The sequence below is a fragment of the Dehalobacter sp. DCM genome (assembly GCF_024972775.1).
Classification (GTDB): domain Bacteria; phylum Bacillota; class Desulfitobacteriia; order Desulfitobacteriales; family Syntrophobotulaceae; genus Dehalobacter.
In genome coordinates this window covers 4241713-4266058 of the sequence record NZ_CP092282.1, presented here as the reverse complement: position 1 = coordinate 4266058, position 24346 = coordinate 4241713, and the positions used below count along the sequence as shown (strand labels likewise).

Here is a 24346-nt window from a genome sequence, read left to right as displayed (position 1 = left end):
TATATTATCGTATGGTGACTAATAGAATGTGGAAACAAACAAATATCTTTATTGGGAATGGAGTCTATTATGAGTGTCGAAATCAAATGTTATCCGTCGGCTAACCAACAAGGCATATTTTGGAACGGAATCAAATGTTATCCTTTAAGCTATTCCCAAAAGGCAATTTGGAATACGGAAAAGGCCTATCCTGGCACCAGCATTAGAAACATTGCAGCAACCTTGAGAATTAAAGGGAATGTTGATTACGATATACTGCAAAGCGCAATTAATCTATTTATCAAAAAAAATGATGCGACTCGAATCAGAATAATAGAGATAGAAGGACATCCTATGCAGTATATCTCTGATTATAAGTATCACGAGCTAAATTTTTTTGATTTTATTAATAAAGACATTTCTGAATTATATAAATGGGATGAAGAGCAAGCAAAAATTCCATTCCAACTGCTTGATGGAGAATTAATTCATTTTGATATGATAAAAATAAGTGAAAATGATGGGGGCCTGTTTGTAAGAATCCATCATCTGATTGCTGATGCCTGGACAATGAGCATAATTGGTAATCAGATTTTGGAGTATTACTATAAATTAAAAAATGGAGAAAATATCTCCGAAGAGAAGAACTTATCATATATTGAATATATCGCTTATGAAGAGGAATATCTTAATTCGGATAGATTTGCTAAAGATAAAGCATACTGGAATAAAGTATTTGAATCGTTTCCTGGAAAAACAGTAATAAAGAACTATAATCCGATGCAAATAAGTACAAAAGCAAGAAGAAAGACCATACAAGCACCAAAAAAATTAACAGAAAAAATATATCAATACTGTGAAGAGTATAAAACATCTCCTTATGTATTATTCTTAGCAGCTTTGGCCATGTATATCAATCGTGTCACTTTCACAGAAGACATCAATTTGGGGACAACAACATTAAATAGAGCAAATAAGAGAGAAAAAGAAATTGTTGGTATGTTCTCTAATATCGTGCCAATAAGGGTTAATATCAATCGCCATATGGATTTCAATACTTTTGTCAAGATTGTAACAAAAGAAACAATAACGATGTTAAAACATCAGAGATATCCCTATGATCTCATTTTAAAAGAAGTTAGAAAAAAGCATAGAAGAACGGATAGTATATTTGATATTGTCCTAATATACCAAAATGCAAAATTAGCTAAGGGTCAATATTCAGAGCAGTTTTTATCCCGGTGGCATTTTAATGGATATCAGCCCGAAGCCTTAAATATAAGCATTAATGACAGAGAAAATGATGGACAATTAATTATTGATTATAGTTATTTGGTGGATCTATTTAACGTTAAGGAAATTGAATTTTTAAATCAACATATCATTAACATTCTTTGGCATGCACTTGATAATCCTAAAAAAGAGATATGTAAACTCAATATGCTTTCTGAAATAGAAAGGCATAAGGTTCTATATAAATTCAATGACTTTAGTTCAGAAAATGTAAAACGAAAAATAATATATGACATTTTGGGAGACCAGCTAGGTAAGGTTCCTGAAAAGACGAAACTCTATATCCTTGATAATGACTTAAACCCTGTACCAATCAGTATTGCAGGAGAGTTGTATCTTTCGGATTATTGCTCGATGTTTATGGACGTGGATGAAAGTATAGTGATTCAGGAGCCCATAATAAACCCCTTTGTTCCTGGTGAAGTTATGTTTAGAACAGGCTATCTTGCCAGATGGTATCCAAATGGGGATATTGCGATGTTGGGTAAAACAAATCCAGAAGCAGCTATAGAAGACAAAAAATCGAGCGAAATACTGGTAAACGTTATGGGAACTTTTACAGCGGAGCCAATTGGAGATTATATTTCATGGTGGGGAAATCAATTTGGATATAATCTTAGCCTTAAATTTGCGGGATACAACCAGATTTTTCAAGAGCTCTTAGATCCAGAAAGCCAATTTTCTAAAAATCAGGATGGTTTCAATATTATTCTGATTCGATTTGATGACTTTATAAGAAATGGCGATGAACCGGTAAAAACAAAAATTGATAAGCTTGAACGTGTATTTGAGGAATTGAAACAAGCAATTATCAATTTCAAAAATCATTCACCGTTGATTTTACCCGTATTTCCGCTATCGTCCGATATGGATAATGCTATTCAAAATAAAATTAAGGATTTTAGCCTGAAAATAAAAGAGGAATTCTCAAGTTTTCAAAATATTTATATTTTAGACCTTGATGGAACTGCTGAAATGTATGGGATCGAAGATGGCGAGGTTTTTGATTCAGTAAAAGACAAAGAGGCCCATATGCCATTTACAGAGGCATACTATGCTGCATTAGGTACTCAGTTAGCAAGGAAAATATGTGCACTAAAAAAACAGCAGTTCAAGGTAATTGTTCTCGATTGTGATAATACTCTTTGGAAAGGAGTTTGTGGGGAACAGGGCGTCTCAGGCATAAAAATTAATAGAGCATACAGAGAATTGCAGGAGTTTATGCTTAGAAAATATAATGAAGGCATGATTTTGGCGATCTGTTCTAAAAACAATGAGCAAGACGTAATACAGGTATTTAATAACAACTCTGGTATGGTATTAAGTACAGAACATATATCCAATTGGAAGGTGAACTGGCAGGAAAAAAGTGAAAACATACGAGCAATTGCCGAAGAGCTAAATTTGGGGTTAGACAGTTTTATTTTTATGGATGATAACCCGATAGAATGTTCAAAAATGGTCGCCAATTGTCCGGAAGTTCTTACACTATTACTCCCTGCTGATGAAGATCGGATACCTTTATTTCTAAAACATGTCTGGGCGTTTGACCGGGTAAACATAACCAATGAAGACATGCTAAGAAGTATAATGTATAGTGATGAGCAGAAAAGAAAAGAACTCCAGAACACAGAAATGTCACTCGATGATTATTTGTTAAATCTCGGTCTAAGAATAAGCATGAGAGAAATAAATGATAACGAAATTTCAAGAGCGTCCCAATTAACACACCGGACAAACCAATTTAATTTAAGTACTCGAAGAAGATCCGAAAAAGAAATTAGGGAACTAATTAATGATAGTAAAATAAAATGCTTTGTTGTCGAAGCTTCTGACAGATTCGGAGAATACGGGATTATAGGACTTGTAATTCTAGATGAAAAAAAGAATAGCTTATACCTTGATACCTTTTTGCTTAGTTGTAGAATTCTTGGAAGAAAAGTCGAAGAGGTTGTATTGGCAGGTATCAGAAGATACGCTGAGAAACAGGGGATGGCTGTAATTGAAGCCGTGTTGATTAAAACAGAAAAAAATCAACCAATTATGAAGTTCTTTGATCACCTAAAATGGAATTCGATTGAAAATAATGGAGAGAGTATTAGATATAAAATTCTCGTAAGCGATTTACCAGAAAATATTACGCACATTGATTTCTATTATAATGAAGAATTTGAAAAAATATCAATAGAAGATATAGCACGAAATTCAAAAGAGAATTTTGAATTTGACCATATTGCTATCGCCGTTTCTGAAATAAAGGAGACAGAAGAATATTATAAATTATTTGAGTACAGTATAACGGATTCTATCTTTGATCCTATGCAAAATTCATATTTGAGCATGTGTAAAAGTGGCAAATATATACCTGTTGAACTGGTTGCTCCGGTAAATGAAGAATCACCTTCGTTTAATAAACTTCAAATACAGGGTGAAGTCCCTTATCATTTGTGTTATCGCGTATCCAGCATAGATAGTTTTCTTGAAAAAATTAAAAATATTGAATATGTTTTAATTAGTGATCCAAAGCCTGCATTATTATTTAACCTACAAAAGGTTGCATTTATTATGGTTAAAAATGTCGGGCTTATTGAGATTGTTGAAACCCAAAATAGTATTGATAAACAACAAAACATTAAAAAATACTATGATAATATTATAAGAATTATCGTAAGTGACATTGATAGCGCGCTGAACTTTTATACAATACTTGGCTATATAAAAGAAAAGCAGATTATAGACAATAAAAGAAATATTCTAACCGCCAATATAATCGGTTATAGTGGTGAAAAGATTGAACTGATTTCTCCATTAAAAATTGATATACCTGAATACGATTTTTTTAGGCGAAATGGTTCTGGGGTATATCAAATATTATATGGAACGGCCATGCCAGAAAATTACAAAAAACTTGCTTATAACAGGAAATACATTGACATTTATAAAACGGAAGAAAAGGGAGAAACTGAATATATTGATTGTGATTTTTGTGATATTGAAATTATTAAGAGGACAAAACATCAAGAACACTTATTGCCAATTATGAATTTTACTGGGAAAAGACTTCTTCAGCTTCCTATATTTAATGAAATCAATCGTGAAATTGCTGCATATCAATACCCAACCAATGAAATAGAAGAGCGTCTTGTGAGGATATGGGAAAAGGTTTTGCGAGCGGAGAGAATAGGAACAATTAATGATTTTTTTGAACTTGGAGGAGACTCCCTCAGTGCGATAAACATCATCGCTGAAATATATAAGGAATTTAATGTTGAATTAACGCTGATAGATATTTTTCAAGCTAGCACGATAACTGAACTTGCCGCTAGAATCATTAATTCCAACAAGGGTGAATATGAACATATACTTCCTGTTGAAAAGGAAGAGTATTATAATCTTTCTTCAGCTCAAAAAAGGATGTTCATACTTCACCAAATGGAAGATGATCCAATAGTTTATAATGAATGTCAACAATTATTGATTGAAGGAAATCTTGATAAAGCTAGACTCGAAAATGCCTTTTGTGAATTTATTGACAGACATGAAGTATTGCGCACAGGCTTTGAATTAATTGAAGGAAAGCCAGTGCAGAAAATTTATGAAAATGTGAATTTCTATATAGCTAACATTAAAGCAAACGAAGATGAAGTTGAAATAATTAAAAATAAATTTATCAAGCCTTTTAACTTGAAAAAGCCCCCATTAATAAGAGTGAAATTGATCGAGATAGAAGAAAAAAAACATATTCTTCTACTTGATATTCATCATATAATAATCGATGGGACATCGTTTGGAATACTCATAAAAGAAGTTTTGTCATTATATCAAGGCAGAAAACTTGAACCGGTAAAGATACAATATAAGGACTTTGCCTACTGGCAAAATAGGTTATTCCAATCACAGAAAATGAAGAAACAGGAAGAATACTGGGTGGAACAATTCAAGGGTGAAATTCCTGTATTAAGTATGCCTTCAGACCATGCTAGGCCTTCTTTACAGAGTTTTGATGGTAGTAAAGAATATTTTGTGCTCGATAAAACCATAGCAGTAAAATTGAAAGAGTTATGCGAAAAAACAGAAACAACCATGTTTATGCTCGTCTTTTCTATATTTAATGTTCTCCTGCAAAAATATACTGGGCAGGAAGACATCGTAATAGGAATGCCGGTAGCGGGAAGAACACATTCGGACATTAAAAATACAATGGGACTATATATAAATACCTTGCCAGTAAGAACTCAACCAATAGCAGAAAGTATATTTACAGATTATCTTCAAAACGTAAAAGAGACAATACTAAAAAGTTTGGAGAATCAGGATTATCAGTACGAACAGCTAATAGAAAAGCTTAACATACCAAGAGATTTGAGCAGGAATCCAATCTTCGACATGCTCTTTGTTCTGCAAAACATGGAACTACCGGAAATGAGGACAGACGGCCTCAAAATCAGCCAATTAAAAATGGATAATGGAAAATCGAAGTTGGACTTATCATTAATTGCTGTTGAAAAAGATGGTGAAATAGAATTCGTCATAGAGTATTGTACTGCACTATTTGAAAGTGACACAATAAAAAGGCTAATAAATCACTTGAATAATATATTTAAAGACGTAACTGATAATCCGAATAAGAAAATTGCCGACATAGAAATATTAAGTGATCAAGAAAAGTACAGCCTAATTTTCGGATTTAATAATACATTTGCTGAATATCCTAAGGACAAGACTATACATGAACTTTTTTATGAGCAGGTAGAAAAAACACCTGATAATGTTGCTGTTGTTTTTGAAGATAAGCAGTTGACATATAGAGAACTTAATCAGAAAGCTAATCAGCTTGCAATTTTACTACGCGCTAAAGAAGTGAAACCGAATACAATTGTTGGAATTATGGTAGAACGCTCAATAGAGATGATAATTGGGATATTAGCAATATTGAAGGCAGGTGGAGCGTATTTGCCAATCGATCCAGAATACCCTGAAGAGCGAATTGAATATATGTTAAAAGATAGTGCTGCAGAGGTCTTACTGACACAAGAAAAATTAACTAAAAAAGTTAGACTTTCTAGCAAAATTATTACGATAGACGATGCAAATATCTATAGTGGAAATACAAAATATTTATTAAACATAAATAAGCCAAGTGATTTGATGTATGTTATTTATACTTCGGGTTCAACAGGTAGACCGAAGGGAGTAATGATTCAACATAATAATATAACTAACTTTATTCAGGGTGTAATAAATAAAGTAAATATTGATACTAATGATATAATTTTATGTCTTACTACTATTTCATTCGATATTTTTGTTTTAGAAACATGGTTACCTTTAACTAAGGGTATTAAAATAATCTTTGCCAATAGAGAACAACAAATTGATGTAGATGCATTGAATAGAGTAATTATAGAGCACAAAGTTTCTGTAATCCAGATGACTCCGTCCAGAATGAAAGCTCTTCTAGATTATCCGGATTTTCACCAAACCTTATCTAATTTGAAAACGATTATGATTGGTGGAGAGGCGCTAACCTCAAAGGTTTTAAGTAATTTAAAGAATAATACAAAAGCAAGAATATATAATATGTATGGCCCAACAGAAACTGCCGTTTGGTCATCAATTAAAGAATTAACTAGTGAGGAAATAATTACTTTAGGCGAACCCATTATAAACACCCAGCTATATGTGGTTAATAATGATCTTCAAGTTCAGCCTATAAATATACCGGGAGAGTTATGTATAACCGGAAATGGTGTTGCCAGGGGTTACTGGAATAAACCAGAACTTACAGAAGAAAGATTTGTACAAAATCCATTTATAGCTAATAGCAGAATATATAAAACTGGAGATTTGGTGAAAAGGTTACCAAATGGAGATATAGTATATATTGATCGAATGGATGATCAAATAAAAATTCGGGGATTTCGTATTGAATTATCTGAAATAAAGAATACTTTATTAGAATACGAAGGTATAAAAGACGTTGTTATATTGGCTAATAAGGGATCATTTGATTCAAATTTCGTATTATACTTGTTCTTTATCTCAGACAAAATGATAAGTGATAACCAGATTAAAGTTTACCTGAATGATAAGCTTCCAAGTTATATGATTCCTCATTTTATTTTTAGAATTGATGATTTCCCTACGACACCCAACGGTAAATTGGATAAAAAGGCATTGATGGATGGAATTAATTTCTCGAAAAATATAGAAAATAGTACGCCGATTAATAATATCGAAGAAATAATTTTAAATTGTTGGAAGAAAAAACTCAACAATGATGCTATTGGCGTAAATGACAACTTTTTCGATGTTGGGGGTGACTCCTTATCAATAATTAGTATCATTTCTGAACTTATGAGTCATAATTGGGCTTTAAATATCCAAACTTTCTACGACTTTCCTACTGTTAGAAAAATGGCTAATAGAATTTTAGTTAATAATAGCGACATAGTTGATATAAAAAATGAACAATTTCCGGTTATTTTCAACAAGTTTAAACAAATTAATAACAATATTGTTCTTTGCGAAAATGTTTTGCTAACTGGAGCAACAGGATATTTAGGAATACATATTCTTGCAGAGCTACTGGAACAAACCAAGGCAAATATTTACTGCTTAATACGAGGTGAAGAAGTAAGAAATAGACTGGTAGAGTTACTTCATTACTATTTTGGAAGTCTATATGATGGTTATATTGATAAGAGAATTTTCTGCATTAATGGTGATGTTACACTTAAAAATTTTGGATTACCAAATTATGACTATTATAACTTGGGTCAAAAGATTAACTTGGTTATCCACACCGCAGCTAATGTAAAACATCAGGGTTTTTATTCGGAATTTGAAAAAGACAATGTATTTGGAACGAAACAAGTTGTAAATTTTTGTATAGATTTTAATGCTAAACTTGGATATATGTCAACCGAAAGTGTGTCCGGTGATTATGTGACGAAACAGAAATACCCTAGACCTAGTTTTACAGAAAATGACTTTTATATTGGACAGAATTATACTGAAAATGTATACATTAGAAGTAAATTTGAGGCTGAAAGTGTAGTCATAAAGGCAATGCAATCAAATATTGACGCTATCATTTTCCGAGTGGGTTTTATCACTTCAAGATATTCAGATGGTATATTTCAAAAGAATATCAAGGATAACAACTTTTATAATATTATCAGAGCTATTATTGAGGTAGGAGCCATACCAGGAGAAATACTGAAGGAATACATTGAATTTTCTCCGGTTGATTATTGTGCAAATGGGATTACTAAGTTAGTCTTGCGAGAAGCAGCATATGGAAATGTACTGCATTTTTATAACCCAAATAGCATCCAAATTGGGAGTTTGCTCTCTATGATGAATACAGTATTGGATAAAAATATTTACGTCACTAAACAATTGGGATTCGAAGCTTATCTTGAATTATTGAAGAAAAAGAATTTAAATGCCAATGCAATTTCTTTTATCGCAAATAACTTTAATTTTGAAAGAATGTTATTAAATGATTTTTATAGAGTAAATATGTCAAGTGAGTTGACACAAAACTATATTAAGCAAATTAACTTTCAATGGCCTGAAATTGATGATATTTATTTGATGAAGGTTTTAAATCTTATAAAAGCAACAAATGACTCTGGAGTGAGATAAAATTATGGGAATTAAAATTTACCTTATATTATTATGTTTTACTACAGTATTTCTTGGATTCTTAGGATTTTACATTGTGTCCATGAAAATAAAAAAACAAATTAATTATTTATTTGTTTGGCTAGTTATATCCTGAAGTTTCGCACCCCTCAAAACCCTTGTATCTCTAATTTAAAGGTATCCTAATGCCAGTGGTTCCTTCTGATTATTACCGATTAACTGGCATTTTTAAGGGCTATAAGCTGATTACTAAGAAAAGAATTCTCAAATAGTTCTTTCAAATGTTCATATTCACTGGAATTCCTAAATTCCAAAATGTCCACTAAACCAGACTTGGCGATGCTGGTGATCACCACTTGCAGCAAATCATCAAATAATTCCCAGAGCCGCTCCGCTACATTCTTCTCTATGAGTTCGTCCTTGATTTCCGCAAATAATCCTTCTAAGGATTCGTAGGCGTTTACTCGTCGAAAATAGGCTAGGAGTGTATAGAGGAGATAGCAGGTCGTGATATGGGCAATCTGCGCATCGAAATCCCTCGATTGACAAGTCCCGAGCTTCAAATGCTGCTTGGCTTCCTTAAAAAAGACTTCGATGGTCCAACGGATACTGTAAATCTCCAACATACTCAATAAACTAAGAGATATATCCGTCGAGAGGAACAGTCTAAATTTCTTTTGATAGGGAAACCGGCAAAAATACAGTTTGATTTGTCCGATTCCTTCATAATCAACAAGGACTTCGAAATAACGGATATTCCGTTTCCTACAGCGTTTTTCGTTTCCCTCACTTTTGAGGACCGATTTTAATTGGCTGGCATTAAGGGAAGTCTCTTTGTAGCGATACTTCCTCGTATCTTGCCGAACACCACAGACCAAATGCATCGATTTTTTGTCTAATCCTCGAATCGTTTGAATGAACTCGTAACTGCTGAACCAGCTGTCAACCAGGACATATTTAGCCTTAAACCCCTGTTTTACCGCCCGTTTTATCATATCCAGACCGTTCGAAATTTTGCTAACATGGCATTCTCTGATCCGTTTAGCCCCAGCAGATTTGGGGTCTCGTTGCTTTTTGAACCGTTCTTTACGGTGCCTTGCCTTTTTTAAGGGCTTTTCCACTTGTAAAGTGAAGTCTATAGGCGTGAGGCTTTTACCATCGAAGAAACCAAGGGTTAAATTTTTAAAGCCTAATTTGCTACCTTTCTTCCCTGCAACATGGTCAAACACCTGGGTCATTTGTTCAATTCTTCGACCTGTCTTAGCAAGAGTTGTATCATCTAGAATGAAAGCGGACTTTTCATCCACTTCGTTCGTAGGATTAACCAATCGTTGAAACTGTTTGGATATACCGATCAGCAATGCTCTCCAAGGCATTTTTTCATTGTTCTTCAGTCGATATATGGAATCTTTCTTCATAGTAGTAACCTTTTGGAAATCGCTTTTATATAACGCGTGGACACTTTTCAGTAACATTAGGGGCAACATCAACATTAGTGAGAGGATTTCCGCGGAACTGTAACCATCCTGTTTCAGAAAACCAACTTTGCGGCAAAGCGTTTTAAGCTTGAACGTCTTCATAACTTCACATATAATATTGTTAATCGAATAGCCGTGATTTTGGAGTACGTTTTCAATTTCTTTGACAGGTTTCCGCATGATAACACCTCATTTTTGGTTGATTTGGAGTAGCATCTTATTATACCAAAAACCTAGTGTTCATGCGGATTTTTATCGTTTTTTCGTCTTATTCTAAGCCGAATTTTCGGCTGTTTTATGGGTGCGAAACTTCAGTTATATCTATGATCATTTGTAATATCGGTTATGCTATTGCAATAATTTCTGAAAACTTTCTTAACTTTAATAGTATTGTTTTATCTTATATTCCATTTCTAGGACAAACGCTATTACCTGTTGCATTCCTTTTTGTTGGATTAGTATTCGCGAAAAATAGAATCAATATTTTTGGTATATATTCATTACTATTTGTGATACCAATCCTTTCAAACATATTGTTATGGACCAATAGTTATCATGAGCTATTCTATAAAGAGTTCACATTGTTTGCTAATAGTATTTGGGGAAATTATTTTTATTATGTTCACTTACCCTTTACGTATGGATGTATAGCAGTAGGATTATATTGTTTTATACGTTTTTCGATAAAAAATGCGGGTTTTTTCTCAAAGCAGGCAATACTTATCATCATTGCTAGTATAATTCCTTTAATTGTAAATGTTCTGTGGCTTATAGGAAATAATACGAATAATGATTTGCTTAAGTTTTATTCAATATATGATCCATTCCCAGTAGCATTTACTATAGGTATTATTTGTTTTGCGATAGCCATATTTAAGTTTGATTTTCTTAATGTTGTTCCAATTGCTTTACAAAGGATTGTTGACTTAATCTCTGACAGCTATATTGTCATTAATGAAGAAAATGAGATTATTGATTACAATCAAACATTAATCAATACTTTTTCTAATGTAATAAATATTAAAAGAAAACAGAATCTTATTGAGCTGATATCCAATTCGGGTATCCAAATGAATATTAAACAATTAGAATTGAACACGACATTCGCCAAAGAACAAAAATCAAGCATTGCCTATGAGGAACAGCTGATTGGTGGAAATTTTAACAAGTATTTCGATATCGAAATTACCCCCATCTACTCAGGCAATAATTTTATCGGCTCCATCATTTTGTTCAAGGATATCACCGAGCACAAAAAAAATATCGAGATCATCAAACGGAACCAGGAAATTTTATTGGAGCAGGAAAGAATGGCATCACTCGGGCAAATGATCGGAAGTATTGCCCATAATCTAAAGACACCGATCATGTCGATTGCCGGAGGGATTGAGGCTTTGAAAGATTTAACCGATGAGTATATTGAATCGGTTGAAGATGAAAACGTTACACCGGAGGACCATTACGAGATTGCCAAAGAGATGCAGGAGTGGCTGGAGAAAATGAAGCCATACTGTTCGTATATGACGGATATCATCAGTGCGGTAAAAGGACAGGCTGTCCAAATGAATTATTCCGGTTCGGAGAAATTTACGCTTCAGGAACTAGTTAAAAGAGTCGATGTATTAATGAAGCTCGAATTAAAGAAATATCATTGCACCCTGGAGACGGAGTTCGATATAGATTTAACCACGGAAGTAAAAGGCGAAATCAACAGCATGATTCAAATTATAGACAATCTCATTATCAATGCGATACAATCCTATGAAGGAGAAAGCGGAAAGATCGGACTCAGAATATCCAAAGATAATAGTAATGTGGAAATAATGATCAGCGATCATGGCAAGGGGATACCCACAGAAGTGCAAAATAAACTTTTTAAAGAAATGTTTACCACAAAAGGCAAAAATGGAACAGGACTTGGCTTATATATGTCGTATTCTACAATTAAAGGCAGATTCTCTGGAAATATGCGGTTTATATCGAAAGAAGGATTTGGAACAGCATTCTACATCACTATACCTTATATCAATGCAGTAACACAGGAGGCTGACTATGAGGCGGTCGTCTAAACGGGTTAATTTAGACTACAACATCTTAATAGTTGACGATGAACAGGGCATTATCGATTCATTGTCTGTTGTTCTTAAAAGAAGCGGCTATCAATTTACTGGCGTAACTGACCCTTTGGCTGCAATCGAAAAAATTCGCAATGAAAATTATGACCTTCTGATTTTGGATTATTTAATGTACCCGATTCATGGCGATGCCGTTGTTGAACGAATAAGAGAATTTAACCGGGAGTTATATATTCTCCTGCTTACAGGTCATAAAGACCTCGCGCCGCCGCTGGAGACCATTAAAGCTCTGGATATTCAGGGATATTGTGAAAAAGGAGACCGCTTTGACCAACTGTTACTGCTCGTCGAATCCGGCATCAAATCGATATCGCAGATGAGGACGATCAAGAAGTTTCAGGAAGGGTTGAACAAAATCCTCCAGGCTGTCCCTAAGATATACCAGCTGCAGCCGATAGATAATATTCTGGAGGACATTCTTACGGAGATATTGCCTCTTGTTGACAGCAAGAATGCATTTATTCTGATTGATGATATCACGAATATTAGCTCTGGCAATACCAGTATTTTTAAAGGGATCGGCAAATACAAGAAAAAAGTTGGCGACTTGATGGATATGCTTGATCCGGAGCTGATGGAAGCAATCGGTAATGCAAGGATCAACAACAAAGTCCTTAAGCTGGAGAAAAGTATTATTATTCCGCTGATCAACGAATTCCAGCAGGATATTGGGATTATTTACGTCGAAGGCGATGATTTGGAAGAGGGATCTAAGCTGCTCGAAATCTATTCCAGCCAAGCAGCATCCTCAATCAATAATGCGTTCCTCCATTCGTTAGTTAATATCAAAAATGATGAGCTTAATCGGACCTATGACCAGTTAAGAGAAACTTACATGGATACGGTTGAAGCATTACGGTTGGTCGTCGATGCCAAGGATATCTATACCCGCGGTCACTCCGATCGCGTAGCGTATTTCGCTGTAAAAATTGGTGAAGCATTCAATCTATCTAAAGAAGAGCTTGAGTTGCTTAGGGTGAGCGGTATTTTCCATGATGTTGGGAAAATTGGCACATCAGACGATATTCTGTTTAAATCCCAGAAATTGAATGAAAAAGAATATGATGAGATTAAAAAGCATCCGCTAAAAGGCGCACGAATTTTATCGGCTGTGTCCATGTTTAAGGAAGTTGTTCCGATTGTTAAATGCCATCATGAACGCGTTGACGGGAAAGGTTATCCGGAAGGATTAAAGCGGGATGAAATTCCATTTATGGCCAGAATCATCTCGGTAGCGGATGCGTTTGATGCGATGATTTCTGACCGTCGGTATCGTTCCAAGTTGAAGTTTGAAGAGGCCAAATCCCAGCTGATTCAAGGGGCGGGAACGCAATTTGATGAGGATGTTGTTGGAAAATTTGTTGCAAGGCTATCGGAATTTCCTCAAATGGTTATGGATGTTGCACATACGTTTGAATAAAGGGCTACAAAGATATTAGGACGGGTTCTTGAAGGAAGCTACACCTTGAGAACCCTTTTTTTTATGATATACGTTTTTCAACCGAATGCCATAAAATCTTCAAAAAGTTGAAGTATAAGCATGGATATTGCCAGTCTATTATTATCGAGATATTCTCATTGTTATCTCATCAATATTTCATTAAACCGTAATCCAAACTTCACAATCCTGCCATAATGAGCCGGTACAATACACTATAGGATAATGTAAGGTCAATGAATAAAAATGAGAATTTTTGGGGGTACGCCACATGACGATACTTATACCGGCATATGAACCCGATTTAAGACTGATACAATTAATTAAAGAAATAGAAAGCAAAGGCAGCTTCCAATTGGTTATTGTGGATGACGGGAGCGGGAAAAAATATAAGCATATTTTTCTAATGGCCGAAGAGCAAGGGTGCGTTGTTCTCCGGCACGAGACAAATCAAGGGAAAGGTGCGGCCTTAAAAACGGGATTCCAGTATCTTTTGCAGATAGGTGAGGCTGATGGTGTGGTCTGTGCTGACAGTGACGGACAGCACCTGGCCAGAGATATCATGCGGGTCGCCAGGATTACCCGGGATAGAAAAGGTCATATCATACTTGGATCACGAAAGTTTACAGGGAAAGTACCGCTGCGCAGCCGCTTTGGCAATACGGTGACACGGACGGTTTTTTCGATTTCTGCCGGCTCAAATTTATCGGATACCCAGACGGGACTTCGCGGTTATTCGTCCGATATGCTGGAATGGTTATGCGGGATTCCGGGAAAGCGATTTGAATACGAGATGAATATTCTGCTTGAAGCTAAATCAGCCGGGTTTTCATTTTACGAAGTTTATATCAGCACGGTCTATGAGGTAAAAAATCATTCTACACACTTTCGAACATTTTCGGATTCGATTCGAGTTTATGTTCCGATTTTCAAGTTTTGCGCTTCATCCCTGATCGCTGGCGTAATGGATTTTGCATTGCTCCTTCTTTTGCAGACCATCACATCTAACCTTCTGTTTTCCGTCATCGCTGCCAGGGTATGCAGTTCTATTGTGAATTACACCCTTAACAGCAATTTTGTATTTGCCCGGGGCAGAAAGCATGAAGTTCAGCTTTCTGCATTAAAGTATTTTTCCCTTGTCGCTGTGATTATGTCGTGCAATTACGGACTTCTATACAGCTTAAATATTCTTATTGGCGTCCCCTTATTTTTCGCTAAAATCATGACCGAAGTTACACTTTTTATTTTTAGTTATTGGTGTCAGCGTAATTTTGTATTTAGAAGTGACCGGAAGATCTCCAGTCATTAGTCATTGACATTGAATCCCTCAGGGGAAGTCGTCTGGATAACAAATACATCGATTCCAACTTTCCGTGTATTTGTTACATACGTAAAATAGAATTGAATAATAATTGAATAATTAATATTCAATTACTAAAAAAACATTTGTAAGTTCAAACGTTTTTTTATTCTTTTGCCTCTGGAAAGATCCCCCCCACCAGGATTGTAAAATAAATGATATCTATTTTATAATAAATACTGTAAGGTGCTTTATTTTGCTAAAGTATTTTAAGTATCAAAGTAACTAATTATTTATAGCATCATTATTATCCGTTCTATAGATGTGACAAAGAAGAAAGCGATATGAATAGAAATTGAATGCCTTAAAAAAAAGCATCGTTCGTTTTATTAAAAGAAGGGGAAGCAAAGCGACAGTATGATAATCACCTCGGCGGGGAACCATACCCGAAGTATGTTCCCGCTTTTTGTTTATTATAAATGTTTTGCGCAGCATGGCGATGCATAAAACCGGCTGGAAGTGAGAAATCAGAATGGCTGACTTTACAAATGCGCTATACAATATGCGGCTCCTGGATGAATTGTCCCGAAAGGATACATTTGTCCATCGGCTGCATCCACTGACAAAGATAGTGACAACGTTAGTTTATCTTATCATTGTCGTGTCCTATAGCCGCTACGACATCATAGCGCTTTTTCCTCTTGCTTTGTACCCTGTGGTGATATTCATGCTCGCAGAACTGCCGATAAAACAGGTGTTGCTGCGTTTGCTGATCATTGAACCACTGATCATCGGTATTGGTATATTAAATCCGCTCTTCGACTCGCAGGTAATTATGTTTGGCGATTTGGCGATATCACGGGGTTGGGTAACATTTGCCTCTATCCTTCTCAAAAGCCTGTTTACGGTGACCGCCGCGTTGATTTTGATATCTACGACGGGAATGAACAAACTTGCCGCCGGGTTGCGTATGCTGAAGGTTCCGAGGCTCTTTGTCATGCAGTTATTGCTGACTTACCGCTATATCACCGTGTTGATTGAGGAAGTGGCTAGAACCGTCAGGGCCTATAAGTTAAGGGCTCCAGGACAGAAAGGTATTCAGCGCAATGTATGGGGACCCCTTGTCGGCCAATTGCTGATCCGTACTCTGGACCGGGCAGAGAGAATCTACCAGGCAATGTGCGTAAGGGGATTTACAGGAGAATATCATACGGGAGAGGATCCCAAATTCAAAGCAAAGGATTTCTATTTTTTAGCCGGCTGGATATGCTTTTTTCTAGTGGCCAGGATATATAATTTGCCGCTTTTAATGGGATCACTGTTTAATTGAGTCATATATTAGCATGGAGTGATTTATACGATGAGTCATCATAAACTGGAAACACGCGCTGTAAATTATGTATATCCGGACGGCAACAGGGCTGTCAAGGATATGTCCTTTACCATACATCATGGTGAATCGGTCGGAATTGTAGGGGTAAACGGTGCAGGAAAATCAACACTCTTGATGCTTCTGATGGGAGTCCTGTTTCCAACCAGCGGGGAGATATTGATTGGGGATATCCATGTGACGAAAAAGACCCTTCCGTTGATTCGACAGAGAATGGGGATGGTCTTTCAGGATCCGGATGATCAACTTTTTATGCCGACCGTTTATGACGATGTTGCCTTCGGGCCGCGTAATTACGGTTTTGACGAGAAAGAAGTTGAAAACAGGGTAACGCAAGCAATGGAAATGGTGGGGATCACCCATCTAAAAGACCGCCCGCCTTTTAAGCTTTCCGGCGGCGAAAAACGTTCTGCGGCGATAGCATCGGTACTTTCGATGCAGCCGGATATTTTAATTATGGATGAACCGACGGCTTCTCTTGATCCGAAAGCCCGACGCAGAGTAATGAGTTTGCTTAAAAGTTTCGAACATACCAAATTGATTACGAGCCATGATTTGGATATGATACTGGAAATCAGCGACCGTGTCATTGTGCTCAGAGATGGACAAGTTGCTGCCGATGGCAAAACAGATGAAATTCTTGCTGACGCAGAACTGCTCGATCAGTGCGGGCTGGAGATGCCGCTCTCGTTACAGAAATGCCCCAAATGCGGCTCAGGTAGATAAAGGCATTATGCCCGGATCGTCACCGGTGTGCCGATAGGAATCATGCCGGCAAGTTCCAGGACATCCTTGTTAGCCATCCGGATACATCCGTTAGATACTGAGCGGCCGATAGATTGCGGATTATTGGTGCCGTGAATACCGTAACCGCTGATGCTTAAGCCAAGCCACATGGCACCAAAGACACCACCGGGATTTGGTGCTTTATTTATTATTTTAAACGATCCTTTTGGGGTTGGTGTGGCGGGTTTCCCGACCGCTACGGGATAAGTCCTGATCTGTCGGTTGTCTTTATACAGATAGAGCTGATGTTTTTGCAGTGAAATAACGATGGTATACATTATGATCACCTCATCTTATCCTACGCTGGGTTTGGTTTGTTTGTTTATGGAATTTCATGTTTTTTTCATTATCTTGTAAACAAATGTTCACAAAATTGTCATACATGCTGTTTAAAATAGGATCATGAGCCTAAAGTAAGATTAAAAGCATTGGATACGGTGAATATTGTTGAAGGTGGGAACACAAATGGAGAACGACTATTTACACAACCGCGTCGATGTTAGTGATAATGATAGCTGCAATACGGAAAATATAAACGCTATAGCTAACCAGCATGCGGCAGATAGGCAAGACAGTCATAATACATGGGATCGCGTCAGTAATTACGACAGCGGAGATACACCGGCTGCTGAGAACGCAGCAGATAAAACAAGAAGGAACCGACCGGGGACAATGATCATTGCGATTGTTGCCATAATCAGCGCGCTCTTGGGCGGAACTGCTTCGTTGGCGCTTGTGCCGTTTTTTTACCCGGAGATCACACGCATTCAATCGGGGCAATATACGACGACAGCTGATCAAAACGCTATAACCACAACATCCACCGTGAATACAACCGGGTTAACAACAGATACATATTCCTATCCGGTGGTTGCCATTTCTAAAACCGTCGGACCGGCAGTCGTCGGTATCGTTAATTTCCAATACAGTGCGTATGGTTATCGATTTGGGACGAAAGGGGAACTCGCGGAAGCGGCAAGCGGCTCCGGTTTTATTATTGATGCCGATAAAGGGCTGGTGGTGACGAATAATCATGTCGTCGCCGGCGCGGAGAAAATTGTAGTTAGCCTCGCGGACGGACGCGAAGTCACGGGTGAGATCGTCGGAACGGATGAACGTACAGATCTGGCGGTAGTAAAAATAACCGCGGATAACTTGACGGATGTGGCACTTGGCGACTCAACCACACTGCAGGTAGGACAACCCGTCGTGGCCATCGGCAATCCGGGAGGAGAGGATTTTGCACGCTCAGTGACTGCGGGAGTTATTTCGGCAACAAACCGTTATCTGGAGCTTCAAGGTGAATCCAGTTTTAACTTGATTCAAACGGATGCGGCGATCAATCCAGGTAATAGCGGCGGACCGCTGGTCGATTATTCAGGGAAGGTAATCGGTATCAATGCCGCGAAAAACTCGGAGACAGGGTATGAAGGAATGGGCTTTGCAATTCCAATATCGGACGCAATCCCGACGATTCAACAGCTCATTGACAAAGGATATGCTGTTCACCCCGGGATATTGGTTTCGATTGATGATCGCTATACGGCTGAATATGCTTCTCAGCAGGGATGGCCTGAGGGAGCCTATATTAACGCTGTTTCTGTCAACGGACCTGCCTATAAAGCCGGAATCCGTGAAGGCGATATCATCACCAAAATCGATGGCACCGCAGTTTCCAGTTCACTGGAACTGAGTCACGAGTTATTTAAGCATAACGTCGGTGATGTTGTCACAGTAACCTATTACCGCGACGATACGACTAAGGACGTGAAGGTAACACTGGCCGAGTTGAAGTCATAATCAAGACGCCAACGGGTACTTTCGCGATAAAATAAAACCTCACTGGGGATACGGCCTCGTTCCTGTACCCATGTGAGGTTGACTTATTTTCAAAAACTATTGGTTAGTATATTATTTTGTTATTACTCTTCGCTTCAATTGTGTTATTTATATTCTGCCGCCAGTTTCTCAAAGGCCGGAATGGAATTGACGATGGTATCCATACTCACGCAATATGAAATACGGGTGTGGCCGGGGCAGCCAAATCCGGTACCTGGAACCAACAAGAGATTATATTTTACTGCGCTCTTGATAAAAGCGATATCATCCGGGATCAGAGTTTTAGGAAAAAGGTAGAACGCTCCTTGTGGTTTTACGCATTCAAATCCCAGACGGGTCAAATGATGGTATAGGTAATCTCTTTTCTTTTGGTAATCGTCTGTAGCTGTTTTTACATTCAGATTCTCGCCGACCACTTTCTGGAATAATCCCGGCGCGTTAACAAAGCCCAAGGTCCTGTTACAAAATGCCAAGGCGTTATTCAACGTATCAACATCCTCAATCCGGCTGCTGGTAGCAATATAGCCGATCCGTTCTCCGGCAAGGCCAAGGGATTTACTGAAGGAATTAACGAGGATACTGTTTTCAAAGATGGCCAAAATACTGGGTACGCGTGTCCCGTCGTATACGATCCGGTCATAGGGTTGGTCGGAAATAACATAAATCGTTGTTCCAAACAACTTTTCCTTATCAGTGAGTATCTTTTTGATAGCCCAAAGCATTTCTTCAGTATAAACAACACCGGAGGGGTTATTGGGGGTATTAATTATGATCGCTTTTGTATGGGGCGTGATAGTATTCTCCAAAGCCGACAAATCCGGTTCTAAGGTCTTCGGATCAGGAGGGACAGCGACGGTTTTGCCGCCGTGATTATCCGTGTAAAAGATGTATTCCACAAAATAGGGTGCAAAAATAATGACCTCATCACCCGGATCCAGTAAGGCTTTTAGGACAACATTCAAACCGCCGGCGGCACCTACTGTCATTACAATATTATCATGGGTGAGATCGATGTGACTCTCCGTTTGCAATACAGTCGCAATTTTCTCTCTGACATCCGGATAACCCGCATTATTCATGTATTTATGAATACCTTGAACTTCTCCGGAAACATATTTCTTAAGCGTTGCAGCAACTTCCTCCGGCGGCTCGGAAAACGGATTGCCCAGGCTGAAATCATAAACATTTTCACGGCCATGGATTTCAGCAAGCCGTTCGCCTTCCTCAAACATCGCCCGGATCCAGGATGAATTTTGCAAATTGTGGGTTACTTTCGTTGAAAACACTGCTTATTACCCCTTTGTCTATTTCATTTACCAATACTTTGCTATTTTAATCCATAAATATTATTTTAACTCATATTCTTAGTTCGCAAAAGCCCTTTGACACTATCTTTCGCTGGCAAATTTCGATATTATTAATAGTGAATAATACTTGCCTTAGGAATATTACTCGATAGGAATGATAATGATGCCAATGTTTTTCGTCTATGTCAGTGACCAAATCACAGCGATTCTTATGCTTTGCTTCTCATTTCTGATTGCCTCTGTTGTTATTGCAATGAATAATGAAAACAACAGCTTTTCAAGGGCGTTCGGCCTTAGTTTTATTGGCGTATTCATATTAGCTTTAATCAGTATCTTTTATCCTGATTCCGTCCTGCGGCTGCAAATTATCCGCCATATGGGCACCGTGTGTTTAGGGTTGTTCTTCATGGTATTTCTGATTTGGCGGTGGAAAAGTATCACATCAACGGTTCTCATATCCTTGGCCTATCCGTTTATGCTTCTCTTAGGCTTTGTCTATCTCAAGAATTATGAGGTATATCTATCGCGGCCTCTCTTATTAGAGGGGATTGTTCTTATTCTATGTATTGGCACGGTAGTTCTCCAACGAAAAACCATACGGTTAATACCGTCTCATATCGACTGGGGAATATCACTTCTTGCTCTGGGACAGATCGTAGAATATACATTTCCAGTAAAAGGCGGATTTTTTAGTGTATTTTGTCAGCTCACTGCATTTTTGCTCTTTTCCGTATTTGTGTTTAAAATGGTACGTGAAGAGTATCTATCTAAATTAATAGCCGCGGAGAAAAAACTCGCCGATGTAAACAAGACAATCAACTACGAAGTCAAGAAGAGAATATTCGAAATAGAAATGCATAATGAGCATCTTCTCAATCTTGCGCAGCGCGATCCATTGGTTAATGCACTGAATAAAAAAGGGATACTCGCCTATTTCAAGGATTTGATTGAAAATCCAAAGACCAAGGAATTCGCGATTATGCTGTTTGATATTGATGACTTTAAAGCAATCAATGATACCAAAGGGCATATCAGCGGGGATTTTTACCTAAAGCAAGTCGCCAAGATCGCGAGAGAAAGTATTCGTGATATCGATTTCTTTGGGCGGTATGGCGGCGATGAATTCCTTGTCATCCTACCCAATACGAACCTGGCTGATGTGTCGATTGTTGCTGAAAGATTTCGGGCAAAGATCAATCAAGAACCCAATATCAGCGTTTCCATCGGACTTGCTTCCTTCCCGGAAGACGGGACAACTGTCGAGGAACTCCTCAAAGCTGCTGATGCCGGACTTTACTTATCCAAGAAGAGGGGTAAAAATGCCGTCAGTCATATCCGGACATCGGGTAAATAATTCGTTGCGGTCAAGGGTATAGACAAAAACACGAAAAGTTAATCGTTTCTTCACAAAACGGACACATCGCCTCACTATGATAGAGTAAGGAGGGGTATCAAGGTGACAGGAAATATACTTATTGCAGATGATGAAGCAAGAATGCGAAAACTGGTAGCAGATTTTCTAAAAAAAGAGGGCTTCAACGTCATCGAGGCAGAAGACGGCAAAAAGGCTTTAGAAATATTTCATTCAGAAAAGAATATTTGCCTGGCAATCTTAGATGTTATGATGCCGGAGATGGATGGATGGACCGTGTGCCGGGAGATCCGAAAAAATGCCGCACGCGTCCCGATCATCATGTTAACAGCACGCTCTGAAGAGTCGGATGAATTATTTGGCTTTGATCTCGGAGCGGACGAATATATCACAAAACCATTCAGTCCGATGATATTAGTTGCCCGAGTCCAGGCGCTCTTAAGAAGAACAAGCGATACCAAGTCCGCAGCGAAGGACTTTAATGGGTTGGAAATCGATAAAAACAGGCGAGTCGTCAGCGTTGACAGCGAGCGAATTGAGTTAAGCCCCAAAGAATATGAACTCCTGGTATATTTGATTGAAAACGAGAGCTTGGCAATTTCCAGGGAACAGATCCTGAATTCGGTGTGGGATTATGATTATTACGGTGATGCCAGAACAGTAGATACCCACATTAAACGACTGCGGTATAAATTGGGATCAAAAGGGGACTTTATTCAGACCGTCAGGGGGTTAGGGTATCGGTTTGAGGTAATCCGATGAAATCATCGATCAAACTTAAATTATTCGCAGCAATCGGCAGTTTAACGATTCTATATGTTCTGCTTTCCTGGTTTTTAAATGACCAGTTTTTAGTCCGATATTATTATTTGAATAAAGAGAGCACGCTTAAGGAGAATTATAAAGAAATCAATGGTCTTTATGGGGGGGAGCCATTTGGCATCCTCTTGAGTCTGGAGAAATATGAACGGACCGAAAACTTAAATGTGACTATTCTGGATTCTTCGTTGCGCATAAAGTACATCTCGTCCTTAAAGGATGATATCTTCTATGGTTCAGACAACCATCGACCGGAATACTTATATATACCGGACAGTATGATTCTCGAAAAAGTGCAGTCGGATGGGCAACCGGTCATTACGCGTTCTAATGATCGCAGGTTGAATTCGGAATTTATCAACCTTGTGGGGATGCTCAACAATGGGGATTATATCTTTCTCAGCACTCCGGTTGTGGCCATACAGGAGAGTGCGGCGATCGCCAATAAGTTTTCGCTGTTTACAGGCTTGTTTATTATGATCGTAGGTTTGATTTTTGTTTTTATCTATTCCAGTCGATTTACTAAACCCATTGTTATCTTAAAAGATATTGCCATGGGCATGTCTCAATTGGACTTTAGCAAAAAGTATCCGGTAATAACTTATGATGAAGTAGGAGAACTTGGTTCAAGTATTAACTCACTTTCTACCCAGCTTGAGAAATCAATAACAGAACTTCGGCAGGCAAATGAGAAATTGATGGCCGATATCGAAAAAGAAAGAAAAATTGACGAAATGCGGAAAGAGTTTATTTCTAATGTCTCTCATGAGCTGAAGACGCCGATTGCCCTGATTCAGGGATATGCTGAAGGCCTGAAACTCAATGTCAATGAAAGTGAAGAAGACAAGGACTTTTATTGCCATGTGATCATCGATGAAAGCACAAAAATGAATAAACTTGTCAAACAATTACTGGATTTATCCCAGATCGATGCCGGATATTCCCGCTTGGACCGCAGCGATTTTAACCTAAATGAGCTAATCGCGTTTATTTTAAAGAAAAACACGTTGTTGCTAAAGGAAAACAATATTCAGCTGACACAAGAAATAGAAGACAATATCATTGTAAACGCAGATATAGACCGGATCGAACAAGTTTTTGTGAACTATATTGTTAATGCGATCAACCACGTTGATCAGCAGAAACAATTCCGAGTGAACGTTGTGAGAAATGGACAGAAAGCCAGGGTGAGCATATTTAACTCCGGAAATCCAATTCCGGAGGACGCCATAGAAAAGATATGGACCAGCTTTTATAAAGTGGATAAAGCCAGAACGCGTTCCTACGGCGGGACAGGGCTAGGTCTGTCGATTGTCAGAGCTATACAGGAAATGCACGGTAATGCTTATGGGGCACAGAATAGTGATAACGGCGTTGAATTTTGGTTTGAGGTTGACCTGGTACAATAAATAGTTTATTTAAAAATGAATGGAAAATGTGATTAAATAATCTTCGATATATAAAATCATTACGAAACCCGAAGAATTTCCAAGCGCTTGGAAATTCTTCGGGTTTCGTAATGATTACGTCATTGTTAACGGCCAATAAATCACCAGT

General features: G+C 37.7%; 13 protein-coding genes and 1 pseudogene. 11 read left to right on the top strand and 3 right to left on the bottom strand.

What is annotated here, in order from left to right; all coding sequences use genetic code 11:
• Nucleotides 1-69: 69 nt before the first annotated feature.
• A complete protein-coding gene (locus LPY66_RS19875) occupies nucleotides 70-8925 on the top strand; it encodes an amino acid adenylation domain-containing protein (protein ID WP_337985972.1) in 8856 nt (2951 codons plus the stop codon).
• A gap of 215 nt (nucleotides 8926-9140) precedes the next feature.
• Here the strand turns inward: LPY66_RS19875 and LPY66_RS19870 are convergent, their stop codons facing one another.
• Nucleotides 9141-10583 carry an IS4 family transposase gene (locus tag LPY66_RS19870; RefSeq protein ID WP_015042633.1) on the bottom strand — a complete coding sequence of 481 codons (1443 nt, stop codon included), beginning with the start codon at nucleotides 10581-10583 and terminating at the stop codon, nucleotides 9141-9143.
• A gap of 62 nt (nucleotides 10584-10645) precedes the next feature.
• Between LPY66_RS19870 and LPY66_RS21055 the strand changes: the two are divergent.
• The 6 genes and pseudogenes from LPY66_RS21055 to LPY66_RS19845 all read left to right on the top strand — a co-directional run.
• A pseudogene (locus LPY66_RS21055) lies at nucleotides 10646-11293 on the top strand (histidine kinase N-terminal 7TM domain-containing protein); the annotation flags it as partial.
• Nucleotides 11294-11473: 180 nt separating this feature from the next.
• Nucleotides 11474-12472 carry a sensor histidine kinase gene (locus LPY66_RS19865; protein WP_337985971.1) on the top strand — a complete coding sequence of 333 codons (999 nt, stop codon included), beginning with the start codon at nucleotides 11474-11476 and terminating at the stop codon, nucleotides 12470-12472.
• The gene (locus tag LPY66_RS19860; RefSeq protein ID WP_337985970.1) at nucleotides 12456-13958 is read left to right on the top strand and encodes a DUF3369 domain-containing protein; all 1503 of its coding nucleotides are present in this window, start codon (nucleotides 12456-12458) and stop codon (nucleotides 13956-13958) included. Before LPY66_RS19865 ends, LPY66_RS19860 begins: the two co-directional genes overlap by 17 nt.
• A gap of 289 nt (nucleotides 13959-14247) precedes the next feature.
• Nucleotides 14248-15285: a bifunctional glycosyltransferase family 2/GtrA family protein gene (locus LPY66_RS19855; RefSeq protein WP_337985969.1), complete on the top strand. Its 1038-nt coding sequence runs from the start codon at nucleotides 14248-14250 to the stop codon at nucleotides 15283-15285.
• Between the two features lie 523 nt (nucleotides 15286-15808).
• Nucleotides 15809-16606, top strand: coding sequence for a cobalt ECF transporter T component CbiQ (cbiQ, locus tag LPY66_RS19850; RefSeq protein WP_337985968.1), 798 nt, complete (start codon nucleotides 15809-15811; stop codon nucleotides 16604-16606).
• A gap of 30 nt (nucleotides 16607-16636) precedes the next feature.
• Nucleotides 16637-17392: an energy-coupling factor ABC transporter ATP-binding protein gene (locus LPY66_RS19845; RefSeq protein WP_337985967.1), complete on the top strand. Its 756-nt coding sequence runs from the start codon at nucleotides 16637-16639 to the stop codon at nucleotides 17390-17392.
• A 5-nt stretch (nucleotides 17393-17397) separates the two neighbouring features.
• Here LPY66_RS19845 and LPY66_RS19840 read toward each other — a convergent pair whose 3' ends face one another.
• Entirely contained in the window at nucleotides 17398-17730 is a 333-nt protein-coding gene (locus LPY66_RS19840) for a L,D-transpeptidase (RefSeq protein ID WP_337985966.1), read from the bottom strand.
• Nucleotides 17731-18124: 394 nt separating this feature from the next.
• Between LPY66_RS19840 and LPY66_RS19835 the strand changes: the two genes are divergently transcribed.
• Nucleotides 18125-19252, top strand: a complete 1128-nt coding sequence (locus tag LPY66_RS19835; RefSeq protein WP_337988145.1) for a S1C family serine protease — start codon at nucleotides 18125-18127, stop codon at nucleotides 19250-19252.
• A gap of 143 nt (nucleotides 19253-19395) precedes the next feature.
• On the opposite strand, the gene LPY66_RS19830 is transcribed toward LPY66_RS19835, so the two are convergent.
• On the bottom strand, nucleotides 19396-20577 hold the full coding sequence (locus LPY66_RS19830) for a pyridoxal phosphate-dependent aminotransferase (protein ID WP_337985965.1): 1182 nt from the start codon (nucleotides 20575-20577) through the stop codon (nucleotides 19396-19398).
• Nucleotides 20578-20752: 175 nt separating this feature from the next.
• Between LPY66_RS19830 and LPY66_RS19825 the strand changes: the two genes are divergently transcribed.
• The 3 genes from LPY66_RS19825 to LPY66_RS19815 all read left to right on the top strand — a co-directional run bounded on the left by LPY66_RS19825 (nucleotide 20753) and on the right by LPY66_RS19815 (nucleotide 24198).
• A complete protein-coding gene (locus LPY66_RS19825; protein ID WP_337985964.1) occupies nucleotides 20753-21952 on the top strand; it encodes a GGDEF domain-containing protein in 1200 nt (399 codons plus the stop codon).
• Between the two features lie 141 nt (nucleotides 21953-22093).
• On the top strand, nucleotides 22094-22732 hold the full coding sequence (locus LPY66_RS19820) for a response regulator transcription factor (protein WP_443112507.1): 639 nt from the start codon (nucleotides 22094-22096) through the stop codon (nucleotides 22730-22732).
• Nucleotides 22729-24198: a sensor histidine kinase gene (locus tag LPY66_RS19815; RefSeq protein WP_337985962.1), complete on the top strand. Its 1470-nt coding sequence runs from the start codon at nucleotides 22729-22731 to the stop codon at nucleotides 24196-24198. Before LPY66_RS19820 ends, LPY66_RS19815 begins: the two co-directional genes overlap by 4 nt.
• Nucleotides 24199-24346: the final 148 nt, after the last annotated feature.